This window comes from Halobacillus litoralis (assembly GCF_009856415.1).
Classification (GTDB): domain Bacteria; phylum Bacillota; class Bacilli; order Bacillales; family Halobacillaceae; genus Halobacillus; species Halobacillus litoralis_C.
Window position 1 is genome coordinate 140,767 of record NZ_WMEZ01000001.1, and the last position, 21,709, is coordinate 162,475.

Below are 21,709 nucleotides of genomic sequence, written 5' to 3' on the forward strand. Positions count from 1 at the left end.
TTTTATCTCTTAAACTAAATGGAGCGATAGTTTAATGGGAAGAAAAAAATAAAATCCCGGTTCTAAGGGAACCGGGAGGGTGGTTACTTTTTCGCTTTGATTTTACCATTCCACTTTTTGAATCCACCTTCAAGCATATTGAGGTCTTCATACCCTTGCTTGTGGAGCATCATGGCGGCACGTGCGGAACGGGCGCCGCTTTGGCAGTATAGATAAACAGGTTTGTCTTTGCGGATTTCAATAAGGCGGTTTTTCATTTGAGACAATGGAATATTTCTTGCCCCTAAGATGTGGCCGCCATCAAATTCCTTCGGTTCGCGAACATCAATCAACTGGGCTTTTCTGTAGCCTTCGCGGAACTTGTCTTCCGGTAATGTGGTCATAATTTTTCTTGCTTTGAAGAATCTATACAAACCGAAAGCGATAATCAATAGGATCGCTGCGATTAAGATCCATAAATCCATCTTTCCATCCCCCTCATTTCTCTATTCCTCTATCTATTATAGGAGGGAATGAGGAGTATTTCAAAAAAATTTTTTCGAAACTGGAGTGAAATGGTTATTTTGTCGAGGATTGTAGAAAGTTGGGTGATGCAAATGATGAAAAAGCTGAAAGAAACAATAGGGAGCAGGTTTTTCTTTTAATCTCTTGGCTATACGTTTGTTATCTCAAGATTTTTCGATTGACAAGTTTCTACATATTCGTTCAACAGCACAATATATGGTGACTGAAAATTATCACAACACAATATATTGATTATCTTTTTGCAGATGTGGTATGTTACTTATATCAAATGAAAATTTACTTAGTTTTTAGTTTAAAGGGAGAGATGCAAAATGCAGACGACCACCTCCATAGATGTACACACGAAAATTGATGTGGAACGCCTCAATGCAGATATAAGGCAATTTCCACAGGTCCATGAGGTTACTGAATCTATGACGATTACGCACAAAGGCGTTTCAAGACTTGTGATGCTGGACAGATATGCGTTTAAAGATACTGAGAAGTTGACTCTTGCAGAGGGGGATTTCGTTGTTCTTACAGTTAAGGACGATCCGAAGTTTCCTGCCAGAGGATTTGGGTTTATCCATTCCATTGATTGGCAGTCCCACCAGGCCATTGTGAGAGTGGAAAATGAATTCATAAATGTTCTCGAACATGAAGAGGAACGAAACACAGGATTGATCAAGCGTAACCTTGACACCATCGATAAACCTCTGGAAGTCTACTACGAGCAGATTGCCCTTCGTAATGCTTCGGGGCTCTCAGAAGTAGAAACAGATTCAGAAAAGAAACAACAAAGTTTCAATGACTTCTATGAAGAGTTATCGGAGTTGAATTTCATTCCAGCCGGACGTGTTTTGTACGGCGCTGGTTCGCAAACCGACGTAACCTATTTTAATTGTTATGTGATGCCATACATTCAAGACTCCCGTGAAGGGATATCGGATCACCGTAAGCAAGTGATGGAAATCATGTCGCGTGGGGGTGGAGTTGGAACAAACGGATCGACGTTACGCCCTCGGAACACGCTCGCTAGAGGAGTGAATGGGAAATCTTCAGGTTCAGTTTCCTGGCTTGATGATATTGCGAAGCTTACACATCTTGTTGAACAAGGCGGATCGAGACGCGGGGCACAAATGATCATGTTAGCTGACTGGCATCCCGACATCCTTGAGTTTATTATATCTAAGATGCAAAATACGAGAATCCTTCGTTTCCTCATTGAGAATACCGAAGATGAGACGATCAAGCAGTTAGCTAAAGATAAATTGAAGTTTACGCCTCTCACGGAAACGGAGAAAGACTTGTACCAGAGTGTGGTCAATTATAAGCACATTCAAGGACAAGGTGGATTTACAGACCAAAGCATACAAGAAGCGGAAGAAAAGCTTCATTTGGGTGGAAATTATACCGTTCATAATTCTGAATTTCTGACAGGAGCCAACATCTCTGTTTGTATCACGAACGAATTTATGGAAGCCGTGGAAAATGATGCTGATTATGACCTTCGCTTCCCTGATGTTGAAAATTATTCAGCAGAAGAAATGGAAATTTATAATGAAGAATGGCATCAAAGTGGTGATGTTCGTGAATGGCAAGCACGCGGATTCGGTGTACGCACGTATCGTACAGTGAAAGCGAGCGAACTATGGAACCTCATCAACATTTGCGCTACGTATTCGGCTGAGCCGGGTATATTCTTTATTGATAATGCCAATGAGAAGACAAATGCAACAGCCTATGGACAGAAGGTAGTCGCTACGAATCCTTGCGGGGAACAACCACTTGCCCCTTATTCGGTTTGTAACTTGGCTGCTGTCAACCTGGCAAATGTTGCTGATAAAGAGCGTAAGCAGGTCGACTTTGAAAAGCTTAAGAAAACGGTCCGTCGGGGCGTTCGTATGCAGGACAATGTCATTGATGCAACTCCATATTTCTTGGAAGAAAATAAAGTGCAGGCCCTGGGAGAACGAAGAATTGGGCTTGGAGTTATGGGGCTGCACGATTTGTTGATCTATTGTGAGACAACCTATGGATCAGAAGAAGGAAATCAATTAGTCGATGAAATATTTGAAGCCATTGCGACTACAGCATACCGTGAGTCCGTTGAACTCGCGAAAGAAAAAGGAAGTTTCCCATTCCTGACAGGAAAAACGGATGCTGAGACGAAAGAGCTTCGCGAACGTTTTATTCAAACCGGTTATATGAAGGAAATGCCAGAAGATATACGCCAGGATGTACTGACGTATGGAATTAGAAACTCCCATCTCTTAACCGTTGCACCTACAGGAAGTACAGGAACAATGGTGGGCGTAAGTACAGGACTGGAGCCTTACTTTTCATTCTCTTATTACCGAAGTGGTCGCTTAGGTAAATTTATCGAGGTGAAGGCAGATATCCTTCAGGAATATTTGGATGCTCATCCAGATCAAGATCCTAATGAGTTGCCGGATTGGTTCATTACCGCAATGACTATGAGCCCGGAAGCACACGCGGATACTCAGTGTATTATACAGCGCTGGGTAGATAGCAGTATATCTAAAACCGTCAATGCTCCAAAAGGGTACACAGTAGAAGAAGTGGAGAGAGTGTATCAACGTCTGTATCGTGGAGGAGCCAAAGGCGGTACCGTGTATGTGGATGGAAGTCGGGACAGTCAAGTACTATCCTTGAAAGCAGAAGAGAATGACTTTGAAGGAGAACAAACAGAACTATTCGAAGTAGAAGATAAAAAGCCGCGTGTTGTTCTTATGGATACCATCCATGAACTTGACAAGACGAAGGTTACAATCGGATCTGAAGTAGGAGATACTTGTCCAGTCTGTCGCCAGGGAACAGTAGAGGATATAGGTGGTTGTAATACTTGTACGAATTGTAACGCTCAATTGAAGTGCGGATTGTAAGGGGAATAACCGGTCGTTTCTAACGACCGGTTTATTTTTTTTTCCACATGTTTCGCCAGTCCTTGCTTTGTCCATAATGGTGTCCGTGCTTGAAAAATGACAATGGATAGAAAATTATGAGTAGAGGCCTTGCTTGTCACTGGTAGGAATCTGGTGTATCATTTTAATGTGGAAACATATGCTATAAAAACCGTCCGTCATATCGTGTAGGGCGTGTACATAAGACAGGGTATTGGGGGTTCAACATGCCGACACCTAGCATGGAAGATTATATTGAACAAATATATATTTTGATTGAAGATAAAGGATATGCACGAGTTTCTGATATTGCTGAAAATCTACAGGTGCATCCGTCATCCGTTACGAAGATGGTTCAAAAACTTGATCGAGACCAATACTTGAACTATGAAAAATACCGAGGATTGATTTTAACACCAAAAGGTAAGAAAGTCGGGAAACGTCTCGTTTACCGGCACGAACTATTGGAGCAGTTTTTAGAGATTATCGGGGTTGACCAGGAGAACATTTATGATGATGTTGAAGGCATTGAGCACCATATGAGTTGGAATTCCATCGACCGTATCGGTGATCTCGTTCAATATTTCGATGAGAAACCAGAGCGTGTGAATTCGTTAAGAGAAGTACAAAAAAAGAATGAAGAACAGAATGATGAGTAAAAGGACGCATGGATCTCCATGTGTCTTTTTTTATACTTCCCCAATACAATCGAGATGTTTTTGGTTCTTTAGGTCGTTTCGAGAAAGTTGCGTTTCCACCACCCCATTCCACACGCGGAAGCTTAATTCAATTAGGGGAGGTACTATGTGTCAGATAAAGACAGGATTTAGCAGTATAAATATCCTTACATTTGGATTCGTTTGCTTTCGTTCTAATTTGCCAAACCCGCGTTTATAATGAAGTAAAGTGGGGTGAAGCAGGATGAAAGTGGACGGAGTTTTTTCCGGTGGCGGTGTGAAGGCCCTTGCTTTTATTGGAGCTATTGAAGAACTGGAAGAGCAAGGATACACATTCAAACGAATGGCCGGCACATCCGCTGGAGCCATATTAGCGAGTTTGACAGCTGCCGGATACACAGCTAAAGAACTGAAGGAAAGACTCATGAATCTTTCCTTTCTTAGTTTAGTAGACGTTCCATTGACGGATCGCCTGTTTCCATTTATGAAATGGCTTCTTTTGTATTACCGGATGGGGCTGTATAAAGGGAATCAGTTGGAAAATGTTCTGGAGGAGTGGCTGGGGGAAAAAGGTGTTCGAACTTTCGCTGACTTGCCGCCTGGGTCATTAAAGGTGATATGTTCTGATCTAACACTAGGGAGAATCGTCGTTATCCCTGATGATTTGAAGAAAGTTTACGGCATTGACCCGGCAACTTTCTCTGTAGCAAAAGCGGTAAGGATGAGCTCAGGACTTCCCTACTTTTTCATTCCAGTTAAAATCCATGGAAAACGCGGAAGATCCATTATCGTAGATGGTGGAGTATTAAGTAATTTCCCTCTGTGGATTTGGGAAAAACAAGATGGCTGCCGTACCAGACCGGTGATTGGGATGAAATTAAGTGATGAACCCGATAAAATACCAGAACAGAAAATCAAAAATGCAATACAAATGTTCCACGCCCTCTTTAAAACGATGCAGCAAGCTCATGATGCAAGGTACATTTCCAAGGCTTTGAGTAAGGATATTATCTTCATTCCAGTTAGTGGAGTGGAAACGACGGATTTTGATATGAGTGATGAGGAAAAAGAAGCCTTGATGAATTTAGGTCATGAACATGCGAGCAAATTTTTAAGAAGGTGGAGCAGATGATTTCAAATGAACGAAAAATATGAAATGAAAAAATCGAGCCATTAAAAGGTGGCTCGATTTTTTCCTTTGCTCTTATTGCCTTCAATGACACGAAGTTGTGGTCCACTTGTACGTTTTCGGTTTTTTCTACCTAATGGAGAGGCTTTGGTTTGTGCTTTAGCTACAGGGCTTTTCTTAATTGCAGGGGTGGGTTGCTTGTATTTCTGTTTGGATTGTTTGACCGCTTGCTTATATTTTTTCATTTCATTTTTGTTTCCACCTGCCGCTCCTCCAAAGCCGCGTTTGCGGAGGAAGAAGAAGTAGATGGCTCCATAAATAAGAGCGGCGATTCCAATCATCGTGACGATCGAAGTGAGAAAGCCAGTCGTGTTCGTAAACAGCTGAATGCCAACAAAGAAGATGGCTAAACCGATCAATGTGTAAATGACAGGAGTCATCCAATTACGCATGATATTTTCCTCCCTTCTCGTAGTGGTCGACTATGAATATCTGGTTATTGAACTATACCCTTATTTCAACACTTTTCATCATCAGGTGCGGCGGTTTGTAGGCTATTATGTGCTATTTAAGATTGTTTCCTTTATAGAATAAAATATGCAGGCCCATCTTTATTTTTGAGTGTGAAAGAGTACATTTTAGTAAACTCTTTCCTTCACACGGGCTTTTTTAAACAATAGATTATTAAAATGGGTTGGACTTCTATTTTACCTCAAATCTGTATGAATCACTAGCCCAACAATTAAAAGAGCATGAAAAAATTGGGGTTGGTTAAAATGAGAATAGAGGTGATGAAGATGGCTGAAAAACAAAAAGATCAAAGACAACAGGAGCCACAGCAAAGTGTCATAGCAAAAGCATTAGTCACAGGTTTTACTGCAGGGATTTTATGGAGTGGGTTAGGGGCAATCGCTTATTATTTCAATTTTACAGAGGTGTCCCCTGCATCCTTCATTTTTCGTTCATTCTGGCAAACGGATTGGACAGGTACATGGCTTGCTGAAGTTTTAGCCGTTCTCATTGTCGGTATTTTATCTTTAGGAACGGCACTCATTTACTACCTTCTCTTGAAAAAAAGGAATGGAATGTGGCCCGGAGTTTTTTATGGCATCGGATTATGGGCGATCGTTTATTTTCTATTGACCCCGATCTTTCCGGCCATTCCAGCTTTTATGGAATTGAATAGTGATACATGGGTTACAACAGGCTGTTTGTTTATTTTATACGGGGTATTTATCGGGTATTCCATTTCCTATGAATACAGGGAGTTCAATGAGACAGTGAATTCTTATTCAAATCAAGGGAGAGTATGATAAACTTAAAGTGTATGACAATTTTGGAAATGGTGGGATTGGTGAATGGGGAAGAAGCGACTGTTCTTAATCAATGGACCGAATTTGAATATGTTAGGTAAGAGAGAGCCGGATACGTACGGAAATAAGTCTCTTGAAGATGTTGTGACATTGGTCGAGCAAGTGGCCGCCGACCAAGGATATGAAGTCACATCTTTTCAATCCAATCACGAGGGGGATCTTGTAGACTGGATTCAGCGGGCGGAAGAAGGCGCTGAGGGAATCATCATTAACCCGGCAGCTTATACACACACAAGCATCGCTTTACGGGATGCCATCAGTGCCATCTCAAAGCCTGTGGTCGAGATTCATATTTCAAATGTCCATGAACGGGAATCTTTCCGCCATACCTCAATGTTAGCGCCGGTATGCTCAGGACAAGTGGTCGGATTTGGAATCGATGGCTACCGATTAGCGACATTGGGGATGATCCAAAAGATAGAAAGTGAAGGGAGAAATCATTCGTGAGTAAACTTTCAAATTTGAGAAAAGCGATTGCTTCAAAGGAATTAGACGGTCTCTTAATTATGAGTCCGAAAAACAGAAGGTATATATCAGGTTTTGTTGGTTCTTCTGGCGCTCTTTTAGTTACGAGGGATGAAGCTGTTTTAATTACAGATTTCCGTTATACAGAACAAGCGGCAGAGCAAGCGAAAGAGTTTGAGATCCTGGAACATAAAACGCCTATGCCGAAAACGGTAGCCGAAAAAGCAAAAGAATTAGGTTTGAAGAGGATAGGGTTTGAAAAAGATCATGTCACCTACACCCTTTTTGAACAATATGAAGAAGCTTTAGAGGCAGAACTCGTCCCTACATCAGGCCTTGTGGAAAAATTACGCTTGATTAAGACGGATGAGGAGATTAGTATATTAAAGGATGCCGTTAAGATTGCAGATGATGCTTTCGAACATATTCTTGGTTACATAAAGCCTGGTGTGAAGGAAATCGATGTATCGAATGAACTTGAGTTCTTCATGCGCAAACAAGGGGCCACCTCTTCAAGTTTTGATATTATCGTTGCATCAGGATACCGATCAGCTCTGCCCCACGGAGTGGCTTCCGATAAAGAAATCCAATCCGGAGAGCTTGTGACGCTCGATTTTGGTGCCCTTTACAAAGGGTATTGTTCTGATATCACAAGAACAGTAGCTGTTGGCGAAATCAATGATCAATTAAAGGAAATCTATGATACCGTTTTACAGGCCCAGTTAAAAGGTATGGAAGGAATAAAAGAAGGCATCACCGGCAAGGAAGCGGATGCGCTGACGCGTGATTATATTAAAGAAAAAGGGTATGGCGAATATTTCGGTCATTCCACAGGTCATGGAATTGGCTTGGACGTCCACGAAGGTCCTGGACTTTCCTTCCGTTCCGATGTCACGCTTGAAGAAGGCATGGTCGTTACAGTGGAGCCGGGCATTTATGTTCCGAACGTTGGCGGCTGCCGGATCGAAGATGATACAATCGTCACGAAAACAGGGAATGAACGATTAAGCAAGTCTACCAAAGAATTAATCACGTTGTAATTAAAAGGAGGAAGTCAAATGATTTCAGTAAACGATTTTCGTACAGGTCTGACTATTGAAGTGGATGGAGATATCTGGCAAGTGATGGATTTCCAACACGTGAAGCCAGGAAAAGGAGCGGCTTTTGTTCGTTCGAAACTCCGTAACCTTCGCAATGGGAATATCCAGGAAAAAACCTTCCGTGGCGGTGAAAAAGTAGAGCGTGCTCACATTGAAAACAGGAAGATGCAGTACCTTTACGCGAATGGTGACATGCATGCGTTCATGGACATGGAGACATATGAACAGGTGGAGATTCCTACAGCTACCATCCAGGATCAATTAAACTATTTAAAAGAGAACATGGAAGTTCATATCCAGTCTTATGAAAGTGAGACGATCGGTGTCGAACTACCGAAGAACGTCGAGCTCGAAGTTACAGAGACAGAACCTGGCATCAAAGGCGATACAGCAAGCGGAGGTACGAAGCCTGCAACGCTTGAAACGGGCCTTACGGTTCAAGTGCCATTCTTCATTAATGAAGGTGAAGTATTGGTCATCAGTACAACAGACGGCAAATACGTATCCCGTGCATCCTCTTGATCTTCAAAAGAACTTGTCCAAACAGGGCAGGTTCTTTTTTTGTCTTAAACATCCAGAAACCCCAAAGCGAATAACTCTTGTTCCATATAGCTCCCGATTGTGGAAGACTCAGTTTCGAGATGTTTGTGTGCGTTTAGGGGCTCCGGGAAACAGTTCGCTTTCCATGGGGCGGGCGGTGAGCCTCCTCGGACTTCGTCCTTTGGGGTCTCACCTGTCCCACACGTCCCATAGGAGTCTCACTGTTTCCCTTCACCCCTTTACCATATAAGTATCTCGAAACCACATTCAGAATAAGCAGCTTTTATTCCAGTGAAAACAAAAAAAACTAACTCCAACGGTGGCTATTTTGGGTGTGTAAAGATTGCTATAGAGCGTTTCATGCATATAATACCAGGATAGTGGAAGACAGTCTCGCTCGGTATAGGGGTTCGTTACCCGCATACGACAGATGGGGTGTCTGGGCGATGGAGCTGGACGAGTTGCTTCCCAGCCACCCCTGAAGCTCATCCCCAGCAACGATCCCCGAAACATCTCGAAATCAAGTCTTCCACAATCCTGCCATATTGTTTAAAAAGGGTGTGGCAAGTAGTTTCTATCAATCGCTCTATCACCCCTCTAGTTCCTCTCTCAAAATCTTCTAGTTTTATACCATTTCACAGTCATAAGCCCGTAAGAAGCACATACATATGAAGTAAACCTAATAAAGGAGTAGGAGAGGATGAAGGAGATTATACGTTTGTTTCCACCCTCTATCCAACATCTCTTAAAAAGTGAGGTCCAGTGGAAGAGTGTGCAGGAGATCCGTTTAAGGATTGGTCGTCCGATAGAGATTCTTGAAAATAATCGTCATGATTCCATTGAGACTGCAGTGATGACTGTTGAACACCTCTCTTTCGTCCTGAACCAGATCAGCCAGTTCTCTCTCTACCGTTTTAAAGAAGAGCTGAAAGAGGGGTTTATTACGATTGAGGGTGGACACAGGGTAGGTTTGGCTGGAAAGACGAACACGCATCAAGATCATGTAGAAACGTTAAAGCACATATCGTTTATGAACATCAGGGTTGCTAGAGCTACTTCCGGAAATATTGAACCTCTCATTCCATACCTTTATCAATCCGGGCGATGGCTGAGTACGATGGTCATCGGGCCCCCGCATTCAGGGAAAACCACACTCCTTCGGGAATTGGGACGCTATATTGGATCCAATCAAGAGGGATATCGCGCTGCAAAAGTCGCCATAGTGGACGAGCGTTCCGAAATTGCAGCAAGTATGAGGGGGGTTCCTCAGCTGGATGTCGGGTTCCGCACAGATGTGATGGATGCTTGTCCTAAAGCGGAAGGCATGATGATGATGATCCGTTCCATGTCACCAGAAGTGTTAATTGTAGATGAAATAGGTGGACATAAAGATGCGGAAGCTGTCCGGGAGGCGACTTATACAGGAGTAGAAGTCATTTGCAGTATTCATGGGCAAAGTTTTTCGGGTGTGAAGAAGCGTCCCTCAGCAAAACAATTGGTCGAGGAGAAAGTGTTTCAACGGTATATTGTTTTAGACCGGATGTCGTCTCAAAAAGAAAGAAGTTGGACAGTACTCGACCAATATGGAGAAATACTGGGTCATGGCAAGGGGAGGGGATTGAATGCAATGGATCGGGGCCGTCATCGTATTGACCGTTACGACCTGGGCAGGGTTTGATATGGCTTCCCGCTTCAAAAAGCGCCCTGGACATATCCGGCAATGGAAAAATGCTTTACAGATGATAGAAGCAGAGATGGTCTTTGGACAATCTTCCCTGTTGGAAGTCTGTGAGAATTTATCTACCCATTTACCCAAACCCATTAACCAGTTCTTTGGAGGAATCCTGAACGAAAATGGAGTCTGGGATGACTTTTATTCCTTATGGTCCAAGCAGTTAAAGAAACACTGGTCGCTGAACGCGATGTCGAAAAACGAATTTGAGATCCTGTTGCAGTTTGGCAGGACGCTTGGACAGCACGATCTGGAACAGCAGCAAAAGCAGATCCAGCTTACCATTCATCACCTGGATCGCGAACTGCATGATGCACTGGAAGTCGGTGATCAATATCAGAAGATGGCGAAAGGGATGGGGATATTAAGCGGACTGCTCGTCATTATTTTAATCATTTAGGACTTTAAGCAAGGGATTTATGGATTTTACAAAAGGGGGAAGAGACATTGTGCTCCAAGATGCAACGATATTATTCCAAATAGCTGGTGTAGGTATTATTGTCGCGATGATCCATAGCATCCTGAAACAGATGGGAAAAGAAGAGATCGCCCAGGCTGTAACATTGACGGGTTTCATCATTGTATTATTTATCGTCCTCCACAGGCTCGCCGATCTGTTTCAACAAATCAAGTCTGTTTTTCTCTACCAGGGGTAACCCATGGATATTATTCAAATTGTTTCCTTAGGATTAGTTGCGGCCCTATTGATTTTACTCTTGAAGGAACACAAATCTTCGGTCGCTTTTCTTCTCCTTTTATTCACGGTCATCATCCTGTTCTTAACTATTCTTGATCAGGTCAGGCATATCTTTGCGCTATTGTCTTACATGGCAGGAAAGGCTCAGGTTGAACCTGTGTACTTCAAAACGATTTTGAAGATTATCGGCATTGCCTATATTGCAGAGTTTGGAGCTCAACTTATTCGAGATGCTGGACTCAACTCCCTGGCTTCAAAAGTGGAACTCGCAGGGAAATTGTTTATTTTAATGCTTGCCATACCGATTGTGACAGCTGTGATCGAGACCATTCTGAATTTCATTCCAGGGGCATAGGAAACTCGGGAGGGATGCCATGAAACGGATGTTGTTGTGCTGCCTAATCGTAATCGGTTGTTTGAACTCTCCAATTATCGTAGCTGCGTCACCCTCCCCCTCCCCTGCAGATGCCGACATATCTATGCTCGACCATGTATCTACAGAAGAGTTGGAGGAAAATTGGAATCAATTAAATCAACAGTATGGGGATTATCTTCCAAGTTTTCATACCAACAATTTTCGTGAATTTATTCAAAGTGAAAGTTCTGTAGAATCATCGGATTGGTTTTCTGGAATTTTGGAGTTCTTTTTTCATGAGCTTCTCCTCAACGGAAAGTTGCTTGCTTCCTTATTGTTTTTAACACTATTCAGTACTTTGCTTCATTCGGTACAGTCGGCATTCGAAAATTCTGTCGTAAGTAAGATTGCATACATGGTGGTTTACCTGGTTTTATTGACACTTGCTCTCGAGAGTTTTCGGCAAGTCATTGAATATACATTAGGGGCCATTGAACGGATGAGCAGCTTCATGATCGGGTTGATTCCTCTTCTTCTTGGAATCATGGCCTCCTTCAGTCATTTGATGTCGATTTCCTTTTTCCATCCTATTATCATTGCACTCGTCCAATCCAGTGGCCTGTTAGTTAAATATTTACTCATCCCATTGTTTGCATCCTCTGCACTTTTACTGATTGTAGGGAGTTTAAATGAGACGTATAAAGTGGACCAACTGGCTGAACTTCTGAGGAAAACTGGGATGGCAATCATGGGTGTATTTTTAACCATATTTCTTGGAGTGATCTCTGTTCAGGGGACGGTGACCGCTGTACAGGATGGCATTACGATGAAGACGGCTCGTTTTGTTACAGGGAATTTTGTACCCGTGGTTGGAAGGCTGTTTACGGACGCTACCGATACAATCCTTGGGGCTTCCCTTGTATTAAAGAATACACTAGGAATTGCCGGTGTCGTCATCTTACTTGGAATCGCAGTATTTCCGGCTATCAAAGTGTTAGCCATTGCGCTCATCTATAAAATTGCAGCAGCTCTTCTTCAGCCGCTCGGGGACGGGCCGATCATCCAAGCGATGGATGTCGTCAGTAGGCACATTCTTTATATTTTCGCAGCACTACTCATGGTTTCCATGATGTTCTTTCTTGTCATCGTCATCATGGTGACAGCGAGTAACATTACGATGATGGTCAGATAGGGTGGTGAACATGGAGTATCTCATTGAGTGGATCACAAAAATTGTTCTGTTTCTCTTATTAGCTATGGTAGCTGATGCCCTTCTCCCGTCTGGCGTCATGAAGAAGTACGCCCGGCTGGTCATGTCTATTTTGCTATTACTGATTTTTATGGGGCCACTTTTACAAATTTTAAATATTGATCCTGAGCGTATTGTCCAACGTGCAGACCAGACGATGCAGCAACAATTGGACGCAGAAGTTTTTGAGGAAAATGTAGAATCCAAGAAAAATGAAATACTCGAGGGACAAGATGCATATAAATTAGAACAAGTTACCCAGGCTCTTGCAGCTGAAATTGAAACACCATTAAAAGAAGAACAAAACCTGGTTCTCGTCGATGTTGAAATGAGCTTCCATCAACAACCCTACAGTTTGGAAACGCTGGACAAGCTGACCCTCACTCTTTCTCGTGATGAAATGACCCAGTCGGTCGAAGATGTTGAGATCTCTGTCATGGATGAAGGGGAGACAGAAAAAGAAAAGCAAGATCCAGAATTATTAAAGTGGGTCGCTGACTATCTTGACTTGAACAAAGAACAAATCATTATCCGCTGGGAGGATGAGGATGAATAAATGGTGGAACAAGCTGACGGAACCTCTATCAAACAAAGAGGGGAGAAAGCTGAATAAAACGAAGTATTTGATTGCTATTGGCATTATCGGTGTGTTGATTATTTTAACAAGCAATTGGTTTCAGCCGAGCGATCCTCCTTCACCTGCCCTCGATGAAGGAAATGTCCAAAGTCAATCGGGAGAAGGGGCAGCGGCTCAACAAACTCCTGAAATGACGGACTCTATTTCGCAGTTGGAAAAAGAATATGAAAAACAGCTAAAACCTCTTCTTGAAAACATTCAAGGGGTGAGTGCTGTGGACATTATGATCAATCTGTCATCGACACATAAAAAAGTGTACGATAAAAATTTAATCGTCGGAAAACAAACCACTAAGGAAAATGATAAGAACGGAGGCGAACGTGAAATTGAGGATTATTCGAGAGAACAGCAGCTAGTTCTCGTCCGCCAAGGCGATCGAGAAGTTCCGCTGCTAACGCAAACATCTAAGCCGGACGTAAGCGGGGTTTTCGTAACAGCCGAGGGGGTCGATCAAATGCAGGTGAAAGCGTGGGTGGTGGAAGCTGTCTCTAGAGTTTTGGATGTCCCGACTCACAGGATTTCTGTTTTGCCTAAACAATAAGGAGGGGTTACTTTGGTTAAAAAACAAACGGTTTGGTTGTTGACAATGTTGAGTCTGTTGATTGTTCTAAGTGTATATTACATGACATCCCCGGACAATGGTGAAATGGCCTTCATACAGGAAGATGAATGGGCAGAGATTACCGAAGATGCTGCTGGAGAAGAGGGTGTAGAAACCACTGGCGATGGTACCGTCATCTCGCAAATCTCCACCGATGAACTTTTCTCAGCCATCCGCCTGGATATGCAGAATCAACGAGATCAAATTCAAGAACAATTATCCGAAATCGTCGCCTCCAGCGACTTTAGTACAGAAGAAAAAAATGAAGCCTTAGAAAAGATGGAGACAATCAAAGCAAATCAATCCAAAGAATCCATTATTGAAAATACAATTCGTGCTAGTGCTTCCTACGATGATGTCCTAGTAAGGGCGGAAGATGATGTCGTTCACGTTACAGTAAAAGCAGATGAGCTATCGAAAACAGAAACGAACAACATTATTCAAATGGTCTCTGATGAATTCGGGCAAAAAGAAGTCCAAGTACAATTCCAGCCAGCAGGCTGAAACTAAAACAAAAGCCTCATTCCTTCAAAAAAGGAGTGAGGCTTTTTTATCGTTTTCCTTCATTTATTATTTAGCCATCTGACAGGATTGTGTAATACTCAGTTTCGAGATGTTTGGGTGCGTTTAGGAGATCCGGGAAACCGTTCGCTTTGCATGGGATGAGACTCCTCGGACTTCGTCCTGTAGGGTCTCGCCTGCCCCACACGTCCCATAAGAGTCTCACCGTTTCCCTCCGCCCCTTACCATATTCAGTGATTCGTAACCATCTCTAAGATAAGTAGCTATCCACCTTAATGGGAGTGTAAGGTTAAACGCCTCATTCCTAGGTTCGTGAATCCTGAAAGCTTGATACAGAGCGTTTTATGCTTCTAACAGTCGGATAGTGGAAGACAAACCAAGTTGGTAAAGGGGTTCGTTTCTCCTTGACATGGAATGGGGTGGATGGGAAGCTGCGAGACTCCCGTGGGAATGGATTGGCTGGCACAGACACCAAAGAGCGAAGATCGAGGAGGCTTGCCGTCATCCCCGCATGAAAGCGAGTAGCATCCCAACCACCCCTGATGCCTATATGGCAAACGATCCCTGGTTATCTTGAAACTAAGTCTTACACAAATGGAAGCTACTATGGAATAGTTGTCAGAATATTACTGGGGGTTATTCTTGTCGCGAGTTGCAGGGAGGTGGTAATGTATAATAGAATATGAAGAGGTATTAGTACCAGTTTATAAAAAGTAACTTTACATAAGAGGGGTGCCACAAAATGCTAAAGGTACAAGAAATCAGAGAAATCATTAAGTTGATTGATCAATCCAATATCGATGAGTTTTCTTACGAAGCAAATGGAACAAAAGTTCACATGAAAAAGCCACAGGGACAGGTAGTTACTGAGCCTGTTCAAGTTCAACAACCAGTACAAGCTCCACCAAAACCAGAACCCAAACAAGAAGCTGTTGATGAAGCACCTAAGCAAGATGTCAAAGAAGAAACAGCTGAGAAAGAAGCTCCTAAAGCTCAAGGGAACGCGGATTACGATGCAGAGGTGAAATCACCGATGGTCGGTACTTTCTACGCATCACCTTCGCCTGAAGAGGATGTGTATGTGAAAGTTGGAGACACAGTCAAAGAAGATTCCGTCGTCTGTATCGTTGAAGCGATGAAATTATTTAATGAGATTGAAGCGGAAGTATCTGGGGAGATCGTTGAGATTCTCGTTAAAGACGGTGAATTAGTGGAATATGGACAGCCGTTGTTCCGCGTGAAGTCCAAGTAAACGGGGGTTTGAGACGTTGATTAAAAAAGTTCTGATAGCAAACAGAGGAGAAATCGCTGTCCGGGTCATCCGCGCTTGTAAAGAGATGGGGATTGAAACGGTCGCGGTTTATTCCGAAGCTGACAAAGAAGCATTGCATGTTCAGATGGCTGATGAAGCGTATTGTGTAGGTCCGACGCTCAGTAAAGATAGTTATTTGAATTATACGAACATTATGAGCGTGGCGACATTGACGGGGACAGATGCGATCCATCCTGGATACGGATTTCTTTCCGAAAATGCAGAGTTCGCTGAGATGTGTGAAGAGTGCAACATCACTTTCATTGGACCTTCCTCTTATGCCATCCAAAAGATGGGGACGAAGGACGTCGCTCGTGAAACGATGAGAGAAGCAGGAGTACCTGTTGTTCCTGGCTCAGCGGGCATTATTAAAGACGAAGAAGATGGTTTGAAAGTCGCGGAAGAGATCGGTTACCCTGTCATTATCAAGGCGACAGCAGGCGGGGGAGGAAAAGGAATTCGTGTAGCCCGCAATGAGGAAGACTTGAAAAAAGGAATTCGTATGACCCAGCAGGAAGCAGAAACGGCTTTCGGAAATCCTGGCGTTTATATTGAAAAATTCATTGAAGACTTCCGTCACGTTGAAATTCAAGTCCTTGCCGACAACCACGGCAACGCCGTTCACCTTGGTGAAAGGGATTGTACCATTCAACGTCGCCTTCAGAAGCTGATTGAAGAGACACCGTCTCCGGCTATTTCTGAAGCTATGCGCGCCAAAATGGGAGATGCAGCGGTCAAAGCTGCTCTTGCCGTCAACTATTCAGGCGCGGGTACCGTTGAGTTTATCTATGATAAAGAAGATGATTCTTTCTACTTTATGGAAATGAACACTAGAATCCAAGTTGAACACCCTGTTACAGAAATGGTTACAGGTGTAGACTTGATTAAAGAAATGTTGTTGATTGCAGATAACAATGAACTTTCCTTCAAGCAGGAGGAAATTGAGTTCGAAGGTTGGTCTATTGAATGTAGGATCAATGCGGAGAACCCTCACAAAAACTTTATGCCTTCGGCTGGAAAAATCGACATGTATCTCCCACCAGGAGGGCTCGGTGTCAGAGTCGATTCAGCTGCATATCCTGGCTATATGATTCCGCCTTATTATGACTCTATGGTCGCTAAGTTGATTACGTATGGTCGTGATAGAGATGAAGCGATTCGCAGGATGAAGCGTGCCTTAGATGAGTTTGTCATTGAAGGAGTGCATACGACGATTCCGTTCCACCAACGGATGATGGAACATGAAGTATTTGTTGGCGGAGACTTTAACACAAAGTTTTTAGAGAAATATACTATAATGAAGGATGAATCATAAAAAGGAGTGGTCATTGTGAGTGATAAGCAATTGTTGAATGTGACAGATGGATCGACATTAGGTAACATCGAGATTGCTCCTGAAGTCATTGAAGTGATCGCTGGAATCGCTGTTTCTGAAGTGGCTGGTGTTGCTTCGATGAGAGGCAATTTCGCATCTGGCGTAGCTGAACGCTTGGGTAAGAAAAACCACGGCAAAGGCGTGAAGGTGGAGCTCACTGAAAATGGCATTTTAATTGATGCTTATGTAGTCATGGACTATGGGATTTCCATACCGGACACGGCACAAAAGATTCAGGACAACACAAGGCAAGCGCTTAAAAACATGACAGCACTTGATATTAATGAAATCAATGTCCACATTGTCGGCGTACAAATGGAAGCAGGGAAAGAGGAAGAAGTAGAAGCAGAAGAATTGTGAGAGTAATCAGAAAGGGGCCGCTCCCTTTCTGATTTTTTTGTTATTTCTCTGCCCTTTTGTTTGAAGGGCGGTAAAATTTTGGGATCACTTGATTACAATGGCTTTTATCAAGCTAAAATGTTATTATTCTAACGGATATTACCTTAAAGGAGAATGAAGATGAAACGACGCACAGCACGTGAAAAAGCTTTCCAGGCGCTTTTTCAAACGATTACGAGTGATATTGAAACCGACGAGGCCATTGCTCATGTAGTCGAAGGCCAGGAAGTGGACGAGTTTTTGTATGACCTCGTACATGGGGTAATGCAAAATCGAGATGAATTGGATCAATGGATTTCTGATAATCTCGACAATTGGACGTTTCCAAGGTTAGCCAAGGTAGAGAAGACCGTCCTGCGAATGGCTGCCTATGAAATGAAATACAAAGAAGACGTCCCATCGCAAGTAGCCATTAACGAAGCAATTGAGCTTGCGAAAATTTTCGGGGAAGATGAATCAGGTAAGTTTGTGAACGGCGTATTATCCAAAATGGTTTAAAAAAACAAGGGGGAAATGGGACATGACAGCAGAAGTGATCTATGGAAAACAACTGGCAGAAGATCTTCGTCAGGAAATGAAAGAAGAAGTGAGTGCACTGCATACAAAGGATATCCGTCCGAAGTTGGTCGTCGTCATTTTGGGTGAAGATCCGGCTTCGATGTCTTATGTAAAAGGGAAGCAACGCGCTTCTGAGAAAGTCGGTATGGATTCTGATCTCATTGAATTACCTGTAGAAACTTCTGAACGGGAACTGCTGGATTTGATCGAAAAATTGAATCAGGATCCCACTGTACACGGAATACTTGTTCAATTACCAGTGCCTGACCATATTTCTGACCAAAAGATCATTGAAGCTATCCATCCAGATAAGGATGTTGATGGATTTCATCCGGCAAATGTTGGAAAAATGATGACAGGTCAGGACACCTTTTTCCCATGTACACCTTATGGAATACTCGTCATGCTTAAACGTGCAGACATTACGCTTGAAGGAAAGCATGTGGTGATCATCGGCCGTAGTAATTTGGTAGGGAAACCAGTAGGTCAATTGTTGCTTAACGAGAACGCAACCGTTACTCATTGTCACTCACGTACAAAAGATATGCAGTCGCATACGAAGCAGGCAGATATTCTTATCGTAGCTGCGGGTAAACCTTCCTTGATCTCGGGTGAAGATATCAAAGAAGGTGCGGTTGTGATTGATGTTGGAGTTAACCGTGTAGATGGTAAGCTGACAGGGGATGTGGACTTTGATTCTGCAAAAGAAGTAGCTTCCCATATCACTCCCGTTCCTAAAGGTGTAGGTCCGATGACAATTACCATGCTCCTCCATAATACGATTAAAGCGGCCAAGCGAATTCATAATCAGTAAGGAGGATGGGTATGCAGGATCAGTACTTGAGTGTTACGGCACTAACGAAGTACATCAAGCGTAAACTTTCAGGGGATCCGCATTTGAAAACGGTATGGTTGAGAGGAGAAATTTCGAATTTCAAACACCACAGTCGTGGGCATATGTACCTCTCCTTAAAAGATGACCAGGCAAGAATTCAGTCCGTCATGTTTGCCGGGAATAATCGTTCCCTGAAGTTTGTACCTGAGAATGGAATGAACGTCCTCGTCAAAGGGGAAATCAACGTTTACGAACCCATGGGACAATATCAACTGTATATCAAAGAAATGCAACCGGACGGTATCGGAGCTCTTTACTATGCCTTTGAACAATTGAAGGAAAGATTGGAAAAAGAGGGCTTGTTCTCTCTTGAACGTAAAAAGCCTCTTCCTACATACCCCAAGCATATTGGTGTCATTACGTCTCCTACAGGAGCAGCTGTACGAGACATTATGACTACTATAAAAAGGCGCTATCCGATTGTGCCAGTCACAGTTCTTCCTGTTCTCGTGCAGGGCGAGCGGGCGGCTTCTTCTGTAGTCAATGCCATTCAGTATGCGAACGAAAAAATGGATGTTGATGTTTTGATTGTTGGTAGGGGCGGCGGTTCTATTGAAGATCTATGGGGTTTTAACGAAGAGGTGGTTGCAAGAGCGATCGCGGAATCTGCAATACCCGTTATCTCAGCCGTGGGTCATGAAACAGACACGACCATCAGTGATTTTGTAGCAGATGTAAGGGCAGCAACACCGACAGGAGCTGCTGAAATTGCCGTTCCATCCATTGTAGAGTTGAGGGATCAGGTCAAGTCGATGGATCATCGCCTCCACAGGGTAATGGAAGTGAAAAAGACAGAGGCCAAGCAGCAATTGGAACGTCTGAAAAAGTCCTATGCTTTTAAATATCCTGAACAAATGATGAAGCAAAAAGAGCAAGACTTGGATCGGGTCATCGAACGTATGGCGATCCAAATGAAGCATCTTCATCAAGCGAGCCACGTTCATTGGGGGAACATGTCTCGAAGGTTACGACAGCAAGGGCCGGAATTGAAGATTAAAGAAGGCGCAGAATCTTTGGAGCGTCAAACGAAACAGTTGCAGAAGCGTTTTGAATCCCTTCTTCAGCAGAAAAAGGAACGGTTCTATACGAATGTCGATAAATTGACCTTAGTCAACCCTTTAGACATTATGAAGCGGGGCTTCGCTGTTCCCTTTGATTCAGCTGGAGATGTCATAAAAAGTACTTCTAATATTACGAAAGGGCAATCCCTCTCCTTGAAAATGCAAGACGGGATGGTTGATTGTCACGTAATGGATGTAAAGGAGGATGAAAATGACAGATAAGCAGGAAACCATCAGTTTTGAGGAAGCAATGAAACAGCTTGAAGAAATTGTAGAGAAGTTGGAAACAGGAGAGGTTCCCTTGGAAAAAGCGATTCAGTATTACCAGGAGGGGATGAAACTTTCCAAGCTTTGCAGTGAAAAACTAGGGAATGTGGAGACTCAAATGCAACAAATTATGAATGAACACGGAGAGTTGGAACCGTTCTCTGTCCAGGAGGAAGACTGATCGGTGCATTTAACTGACTATCTTACAGAAAAAAAACAACGAATCAATCAGCAACTGGAAATGCTTGTCCGCGATTATACGGTGCCAGGACGTCTTCAGGATTCCATGTTATATTCCATTCATGCTGGAGGAAAAAGGTTGCGCCCAATCCTATTAATGGCGACTGCTCAAGCTTTTCGTGTTCCTGTAGAGAAAGTGATGGGAGTCGCATCAGCCCTCGAAATGGTCCATACTTATTCCTTGATCCATGACGACCTACCTGCCATGGACGATGATGATTTAAGAAGAGGCAAACCGACGAACCATAAGCGTTTCGATGAAGCTACCGCAATTCTTGCAGGAGATGCATTATTGACGCTTAGTTCCCAGGTGATTACGGAAGATGCTGCTTTAAGTGATGCTGAACGTGTTTTTTTAGTCCGTGAATTGACGAAAGCCAGCGGCGCTAGAGGCATGGTTGAAGGGCAGATGCAGGATATGCTGAGCGAAGGTACTCAAGTTTCTTTAGAAACCCTTGAAAATATTCACAGGAATAAGACAGGGCAATTATTGAGGTTCTCTATCCTTGCAGGAACCTATTTAGGTGGAGCTTCAGAAAGGGTTATGGAAGAAATGACTGAGATGGCTGAAGCACTTGGACTCTTATTCCAAATCCAAGATGACATCCTGGACATCACAGGAGACTCAGAGGTCATCGGGAAGCCTGCAGGAAGTGATGTGGGCAACCATAAAAGTACGTATCCCCAGCTTCTAGGGTTAGAGGGAGCCATCGCTCAAAAAGACAAATACGTTCATAAGGCTCAACAGGCTCTGAAAAATGCAGGAGTAGAGGGAACCACTCTTTCTGAGCTCATTCACTATTTGAGCACCCGTGACCATTGAACGGAACGATTTCGATTGAGCCACGTGACAAAATGTGATATATTATGATTACAAAAGGAATGGTGCAGTATTCTAGTCGGCCCTCCGTTCCTGAAGGCGGGCCTAAAAATCCGCCGAAGGGCACATCGATGAAGTTCCTTGTGTTGGCTTGAGGCGCCCAGCCTTGGGTCGATGCTGGGAGTTAAGGTCGCAGGGCGATCCACAAAGGCATGTGGGCGTTGACCCTGCTTCCGCGGAGGCCCATTCTTGTAACGGTACCTGAGCCAGGTGCTGT

Annotated in this window: 25 protein-coding genes; 23 read left to right on the forward strand and 2 right to left on the reverse strand. The window is 43.4% G+C overall.

From position 1 onward, the window contains the following. Positions 1-83: 83 nt before the first annotated feature. Positions 84-464 (reverse strand): rhodanese-like domain-containing protein, encoded by a 381-nt coding sequence (locus GLV98_RS00755; RefSeq protein ID WP_160911108.1) that lies wholly within the window; start codon positions 462-464, stop codon positions 84-86. A gap of 372 nt (positions 465-836) precedes the next feature. Between GLV98_RS00755 and GLV98_RS00760 the strand changes: the two genes are divergently transcribed. The 3 genes from GLV98_RS00760 to GLV98_RS00770 all read left to right on the forward strand — a co-directional run bounded on the left by GLV98_RS00760 (position 837) and on the right by GLV98_RS00770 (position 5,237). After that, positions 837-3,410 carry a vitamin B12-dependent ribonucleotide reductase gene (locus GLV98_RS00760; RefSeq protein ID WP_160911110.1) on the forward strand — a complete coding sequence of 858 codons (2,574 nt, stop codon included), beginning with the start codon at positions 837-839 and terminating at the stop codon, positions 3,408-3,410. A 245-nt stretch (positions 3,411-3,655) separates the two neighbouring features. Then, positions 3,656-4,087, forward strand: coding sequence for a transcriptional regulator MntR (mntR, locus tag GLV98_RS00765; protein WP_160911112.1), 432 nt, complete (start codon positions 3,656-3,658; stop codon positions 4,085-4,087). 262 nt (positions 4,088-4,349) lie between these two features. Continuing rightward, positions 4,350-5,237: a patatin-like phospholipase family protein gene (locus GLV98_RS00770; RefSeq protein WP_160911114.1), complete on the forward strand. Its 888-nt coding sequence runs from the start codon at positions 4,350-4,352 to the stop codon at positions 5,235-5,237. Positions 5,238-5,278: 41 nt separating this feature from the next. On the opposite strand, the gene GLV98_RS00775 is transcribed toward GLV98_RS00770, so the two are convergent. Then, positions 5,279-5,686 carry an SA1362 family protein gene (locus GLV98_RS00775; protein ID WP_160911116.1) on the reverse strand — a complete coding sequence of 136 codons (408 nt, stop codon included), beginning with the start codon at positions 5,684-5,686 and terminating at the stop codon, positions 5,279-5,281. A gap of 345 nt (positions 5,687-6,031) precedes the next feature. On the opposite strand from GLV98_RS00775, the gene GLV98_RS00780 reads away from it, so the two are divergent. From GLV98_RS00780 to GLV98_RS00875, 20 genes are all read left to right on the forward strand, one after another. Continuing rightward, the gene (locus GLV98_RS00780) at positions 6,032-6,547 is read left to right on the forward strand and encodes a YqhR family membrane protein (RefSeq protein ID WP_160911118.1); all 516 of its coding nucleotides are present in this window, start codon (positions 6,032-6,034) and stop codon (positions 6,545-6,547) included. A gap of 45 nt (positions 6,548-6,592) precedes the next feature. Then, complete coding sequence (aroQ, locus tag GLV98_RS00785) at positions 6,593-7,054, forward strand: type II 3-dehydroquinate dehydratase (protein WP_160911120.1); 462 nt, start codon at positions 6,593-6,595, stop codon at positions 7,052-7,054. Next, positions 7,051-8,112, forward strand: a complete 1,062-nt coding sequence (locus tag GLV98_RS00790) for a M24 family metallopeptidase (protein WP_160911123.1) — start codon at positions 7,051-7,053, stop codon at positions 8,110-8,112. Before aroQ ends, GLV98_RS00790 begins: the two co-directional genes overlap by 4 nt. Before the next feature lie 18 nt (positions 8,113-8,130). Continuing rightward, on the forward strand, positions 8,131-8,694 hold the full coding sequence (efp, locus tag GLV98_RS00795; protein ID WP_160911125.1) for an elongation factor P: 564 nt from the start codon (positions 8,131-8,133) through the stop codon (positions 8,692-8,694). 718 nt (positions 8,695-9,412) lie between these two features. Further along, positions 9,413-10,390 (forward strand): stage III sporulation protein AA, encoded by a 978-nt coding sequence (spoIIIAA, locus tag GLV98_RS00800; RefSeq protein WP_160911127.1) that lies wholly within the window; start codon positions 9,413-9,415, stop codon positions 10,388-10,390. Further along, positions 10,335-10,844, forward strand: a complete 510-nt coding sequence (gene spoIIIAB / locus GLV98_RS00805; RefSeq protein WP_160911129.1) for a stage III sporulation protein SpoIIIAB — start codon at positions 10,335-10,337, stop codon at positions 10,842-10,844. Before spoIIIAA ends, spoIIIAB begins: the two co-directional genes overlap by 56 nt. Before the next feature lie 49 nt (positions 10,845-10,893). Beyond that, positions 10,894-11,100, forward strand: a complete 207-nt coding sequence (gene spoIIIAC / locus GLV98_RS00810) for a stage III sporulation protein AC (protein WP_008637060.1) — start codon at positions 10,894-10,896, stop codon at positions 11,098-11,100. Positions 11,101-11,103: 3 nt separating this feature from the next. Then, positions 11,104-11,496, forward strand: coding sequence for a stage III sporulation protein AD (gene spoIIIAD, locus GLV98_RS00815; RefSeq protein WP_160911131.1), 393 nt, complete (start codon positions 11,104-11,106; stop codon positions 11,494-11,496). Between the two features lie 19 nt (positions 11,497-11,515). Continuing rightward, positions 11,516-12,688 carry a stage III sporulation protein AE gene (gene spoIIIAE / locus GLV98_RS00820; RefSeq protein ID WP_160911133.1) on the forward strand — a complete coding sequence of 391 codons (1,173 nt, stop codon included), beginning with the start codon at positions 11,516-11,518 and terminating at the stop codon, positions 12,686-12,688. Between the two features lie 10 nt (positions 12,689-12,698). After that, positions 12,699-13,301 carry a stage III sporulation protein AF gene (spoIIIAF, locus tag GLV98_RS00825; RefSeq protein ID WP_160911135.1) on the forward strand — a complete coding sequence of 201 codons (603 nt, stop codon included), beginning with the start codon at positions 12,699-12,701 and terminating at the stop codon, positions 13,299-13,301. Continuing rightward, a complete protein-coding gene (gene spoIIIAG / locus GLV98_RS00830; protein ID WP_160911137.1) occupies positions 13,294-13,923 on the forward strand; it encodes a stage III sporulation protein AG in 630 nt (209 codons plus the stop codon). The genes spoIIIAF and spoIIIAG overlap by 8 nt, the downstream gene beginning before the upstream one ends. 12 nt (positions 13,924-13,935) lie before the next feature. Next, positions 13,936-14,487, forward strand: a complete 552-nt coding sequence (locus GLV98_RS00835) for a SpoIIIAH-like family protein (protein ID WP_160911139.1) — start codon at positions 13,936-13,938, stop codon at positions 14,485-14,487. Positions 14,488-15,247: 760 nt separating this feature from the next. Beyond that, positions 15,248-15,757: an acetyl-CoA carboxylase biotin carboxyl carrier protein gene (accB, locus tag GLV98_RS00840; RefSeq protein WP_160911141.1), complete on the forward strand. Its 510-nt coding sequence runs from the start codon at positions 15,248-15,250 to the stop codon at positions 15,755-15,757. 16 nt (positions 15,758-15,773) lie between these two features. Then, positions 15,774-17,132 carry an acetyl-CoA carboxylase biotin carboxylase subunit gene (gene accC, locus GLV98_RS00845; RefSeq protein WP_160911143.1) on the forward strand — a complete coding sequence of 453 codons (1,359 nt, stop codon included), beginning with the start codon at positions 15,774-15,776 and terminating at the stop codon, positions 17,130-17,132. A 15-nt stretch (positions 17,133-17,147) separates the two neighbouring features. Further along, complete coding sequence (locus tag GLV98_RS00850) at positions 17,148-17,552, forward strand: Asp23/Gls24 family envelope stress response protein (RefSeq protein WP_160911145.1); 405 nt, start codon at positions 17,148-17,150, stop codon at positions 17,550-17,552. A 159-nt stretch (positions 17,553-17,711) separates the two neighbouring features. After that, entirely contained in the window at positions 17,712-18,089 is a 378-nt protein-coding gene (gene nusB / locus GLV98_RS00855; protein ID WP_160911147.1) for a transcription antitermination factor NusB, read from the forward strand. Positions 18,090-18,111: 22 nt separating this feature from the next. After that, positions 18,112-18,963 (forward strand): bifunctional methylenetetrahydrofolate dehydrogenase/methenyltetrahydrofolate cyclohydrolase FolD, encoded by an 852-nt coding sequence (gene folD, locus GLV98_RS00860; RefSeq protein ID WP_160911150.1) that lies wholly within the window; start codon positions 18,112-18,114, stop codon positions 18,961-18,963. 11 nt (positions 18,964-18,974) lie between these two features. Then, positions 18,975-20,327: an exodeoxyribonuclease VII large subunit gene (gene xseA / locus GLV98_RS00865; RefSeq protein WP_160911152.1), complete on the forward strand. Its 1,353-nt coding sequence runs from the start codon at positions 18,975-18,977 to the stop codon at positions 20,325-20,327. Next, positions 20,317-20,553: an exodeoxyribonuclease VII small subunit gene (locus tag GLV98_RS00870; protein ID WP_089651772.1), complete on the forward strand. Its 237-nt coding sequence runs from the start codon at positions 20,317-20,319 to the stop codon at positions 20,551-20,553. The genes xseA and GLV98_RS00870 overlap by 11 nt, the downstream gene beginning before the upstream one ends. Before the next feature lie 3 nt (positions 20,554-20,556). Continuing rightward, the gene (locus GLV98_RS00875; protein ID WP_337193691.1) at positions 20,557-21,435 is read left to right on the forward strand and encodes a polyprenyl synthetase family protein; all 879 of its coding nucleotides are present in this window, start codon (positions 20,557-20,559) and stop codon (positions 21,433-21,435) included. Positions 21,436-21,709: the final 274 nt, after the last annotated feature.

Coding starts and splice junctions, on each gene's coding strand:
- GLV98_RS00755 (WP_160911108.1), bottom strand. CDS start 464: ATGGATTTATGGATCTTAATCGCAGCGATCCTATTGATTATCGCTTTC.
- spoIIIAE (WP_160911133.1), top strand. CDS start 11,516: ATGAAACGGATGTTGTTGTGCTGCCTAATCGTAATCGGTTGTTTGAAC.
- aroQ (WP_160911120.1), top strand. CDS start 6,593: ATGGGGAAGAAGCGACTGTTCTTAATCAATGGACCGAATTTGAATATG.
- spoIIIAD (WP_160911131.1), top strand. CDS start 11,104: ATGGATATTATTCAAATTGTTTCCTTAGGATTAGTTGCGGCCCTATTG.
- spoIIIAA (WP_160911127.1), top strand. CDS start 9,413: ATGAAGGAGATTATACGTTTGTTTCCACCCTCTATCCAACATCTCTTA.
- folD (WP_160911150.1), top strand. CDS start 18,112: ATGACAGCAGAAGTGATCTATGGAAAACAACTGGCAGAAGATCTTCGT.
- spoIIIAG (WP_160911137.1), top strand. CDS start 13,294: ATGAATAAATGGTGGAACAAGCTGACGGAACCTCTATCAAACAAAGAG.
- spoIIIAF (WP_160911135.1), top strand. CDS start 12,699: ATGGAGTATCTCATTGAGTGGATCACAAAAATTGTTCTGTTTCTCTTA.
- mntR (WP_160911112.1), top strand. CDS start 3,656: ATGCCGACACCTAGCATGGAAGATTATATTGAACAAATATATATTTTG.
- accB (WP_160911141.1), top strand. CDS start 15,248: ATGCTAAAGGTACAAGAAATCAGAGAAATCATTAAGTTGATTGATCAA.
- spoIIIAB (WP_160911129.1), top strand. CDS start 10,335: ATGCAATGGATCGGGGCCGTCATCGTATTGACCGTTACGACCTGGGCA.
- GLV98_RS00760 (WP_160911110.1), top strand. CDS start 837: ATGCAGACGACCACCTCCATAGATGTACACACGAAAATTGATGTGGAA.
- efp (WP_160911125.1), top strand. CDS start 8,131: ATGATTTCAGTAAACGATTTTCGTACAGGTCTGACTATTGAAGTGGAT.
- nusB (WP_160911147.1), top strand. CDS start 17,712: ATGAAACGACGCACAGCACGTGAAAAAGCTTTCCAGGCGCTTTTTCAA.
- GLV98_RS00780 (WP_160911118.1), top strand. CDS start 6,032: ATGGCTGAAAAACAAAAAGATCAAAGACAACAGGAGCCACAGCAAAGT.
- xseA (WP_160911152.1), top strand. CDS start 18,975: ATGCAGGATCAGTACTTGAGTGTTACGGCACTAACGAAGTACATCAAG.
- GLV98_RS00775 (WP_160911116.1), bottom strand. CDS start 5,686: ATGCGTAATTGGATGACTCCTGTCATTTACACATTGATCGGTTTAGCC.
- GLV98_RS00770 (WP_160911114.1), top strand. CDS start 4,350: ATGAAAGTGGACGGAGTTTTTTCCGGTGGCGGTGTGAAGGCCCTTGCT.
- GLV98_RS00870 (WP_089651772.1), top strand. CDS start 20,317: ATGACAGATAAGCAGGAAACCATCAGTTTTGAGGAAGCAATGAAACAG.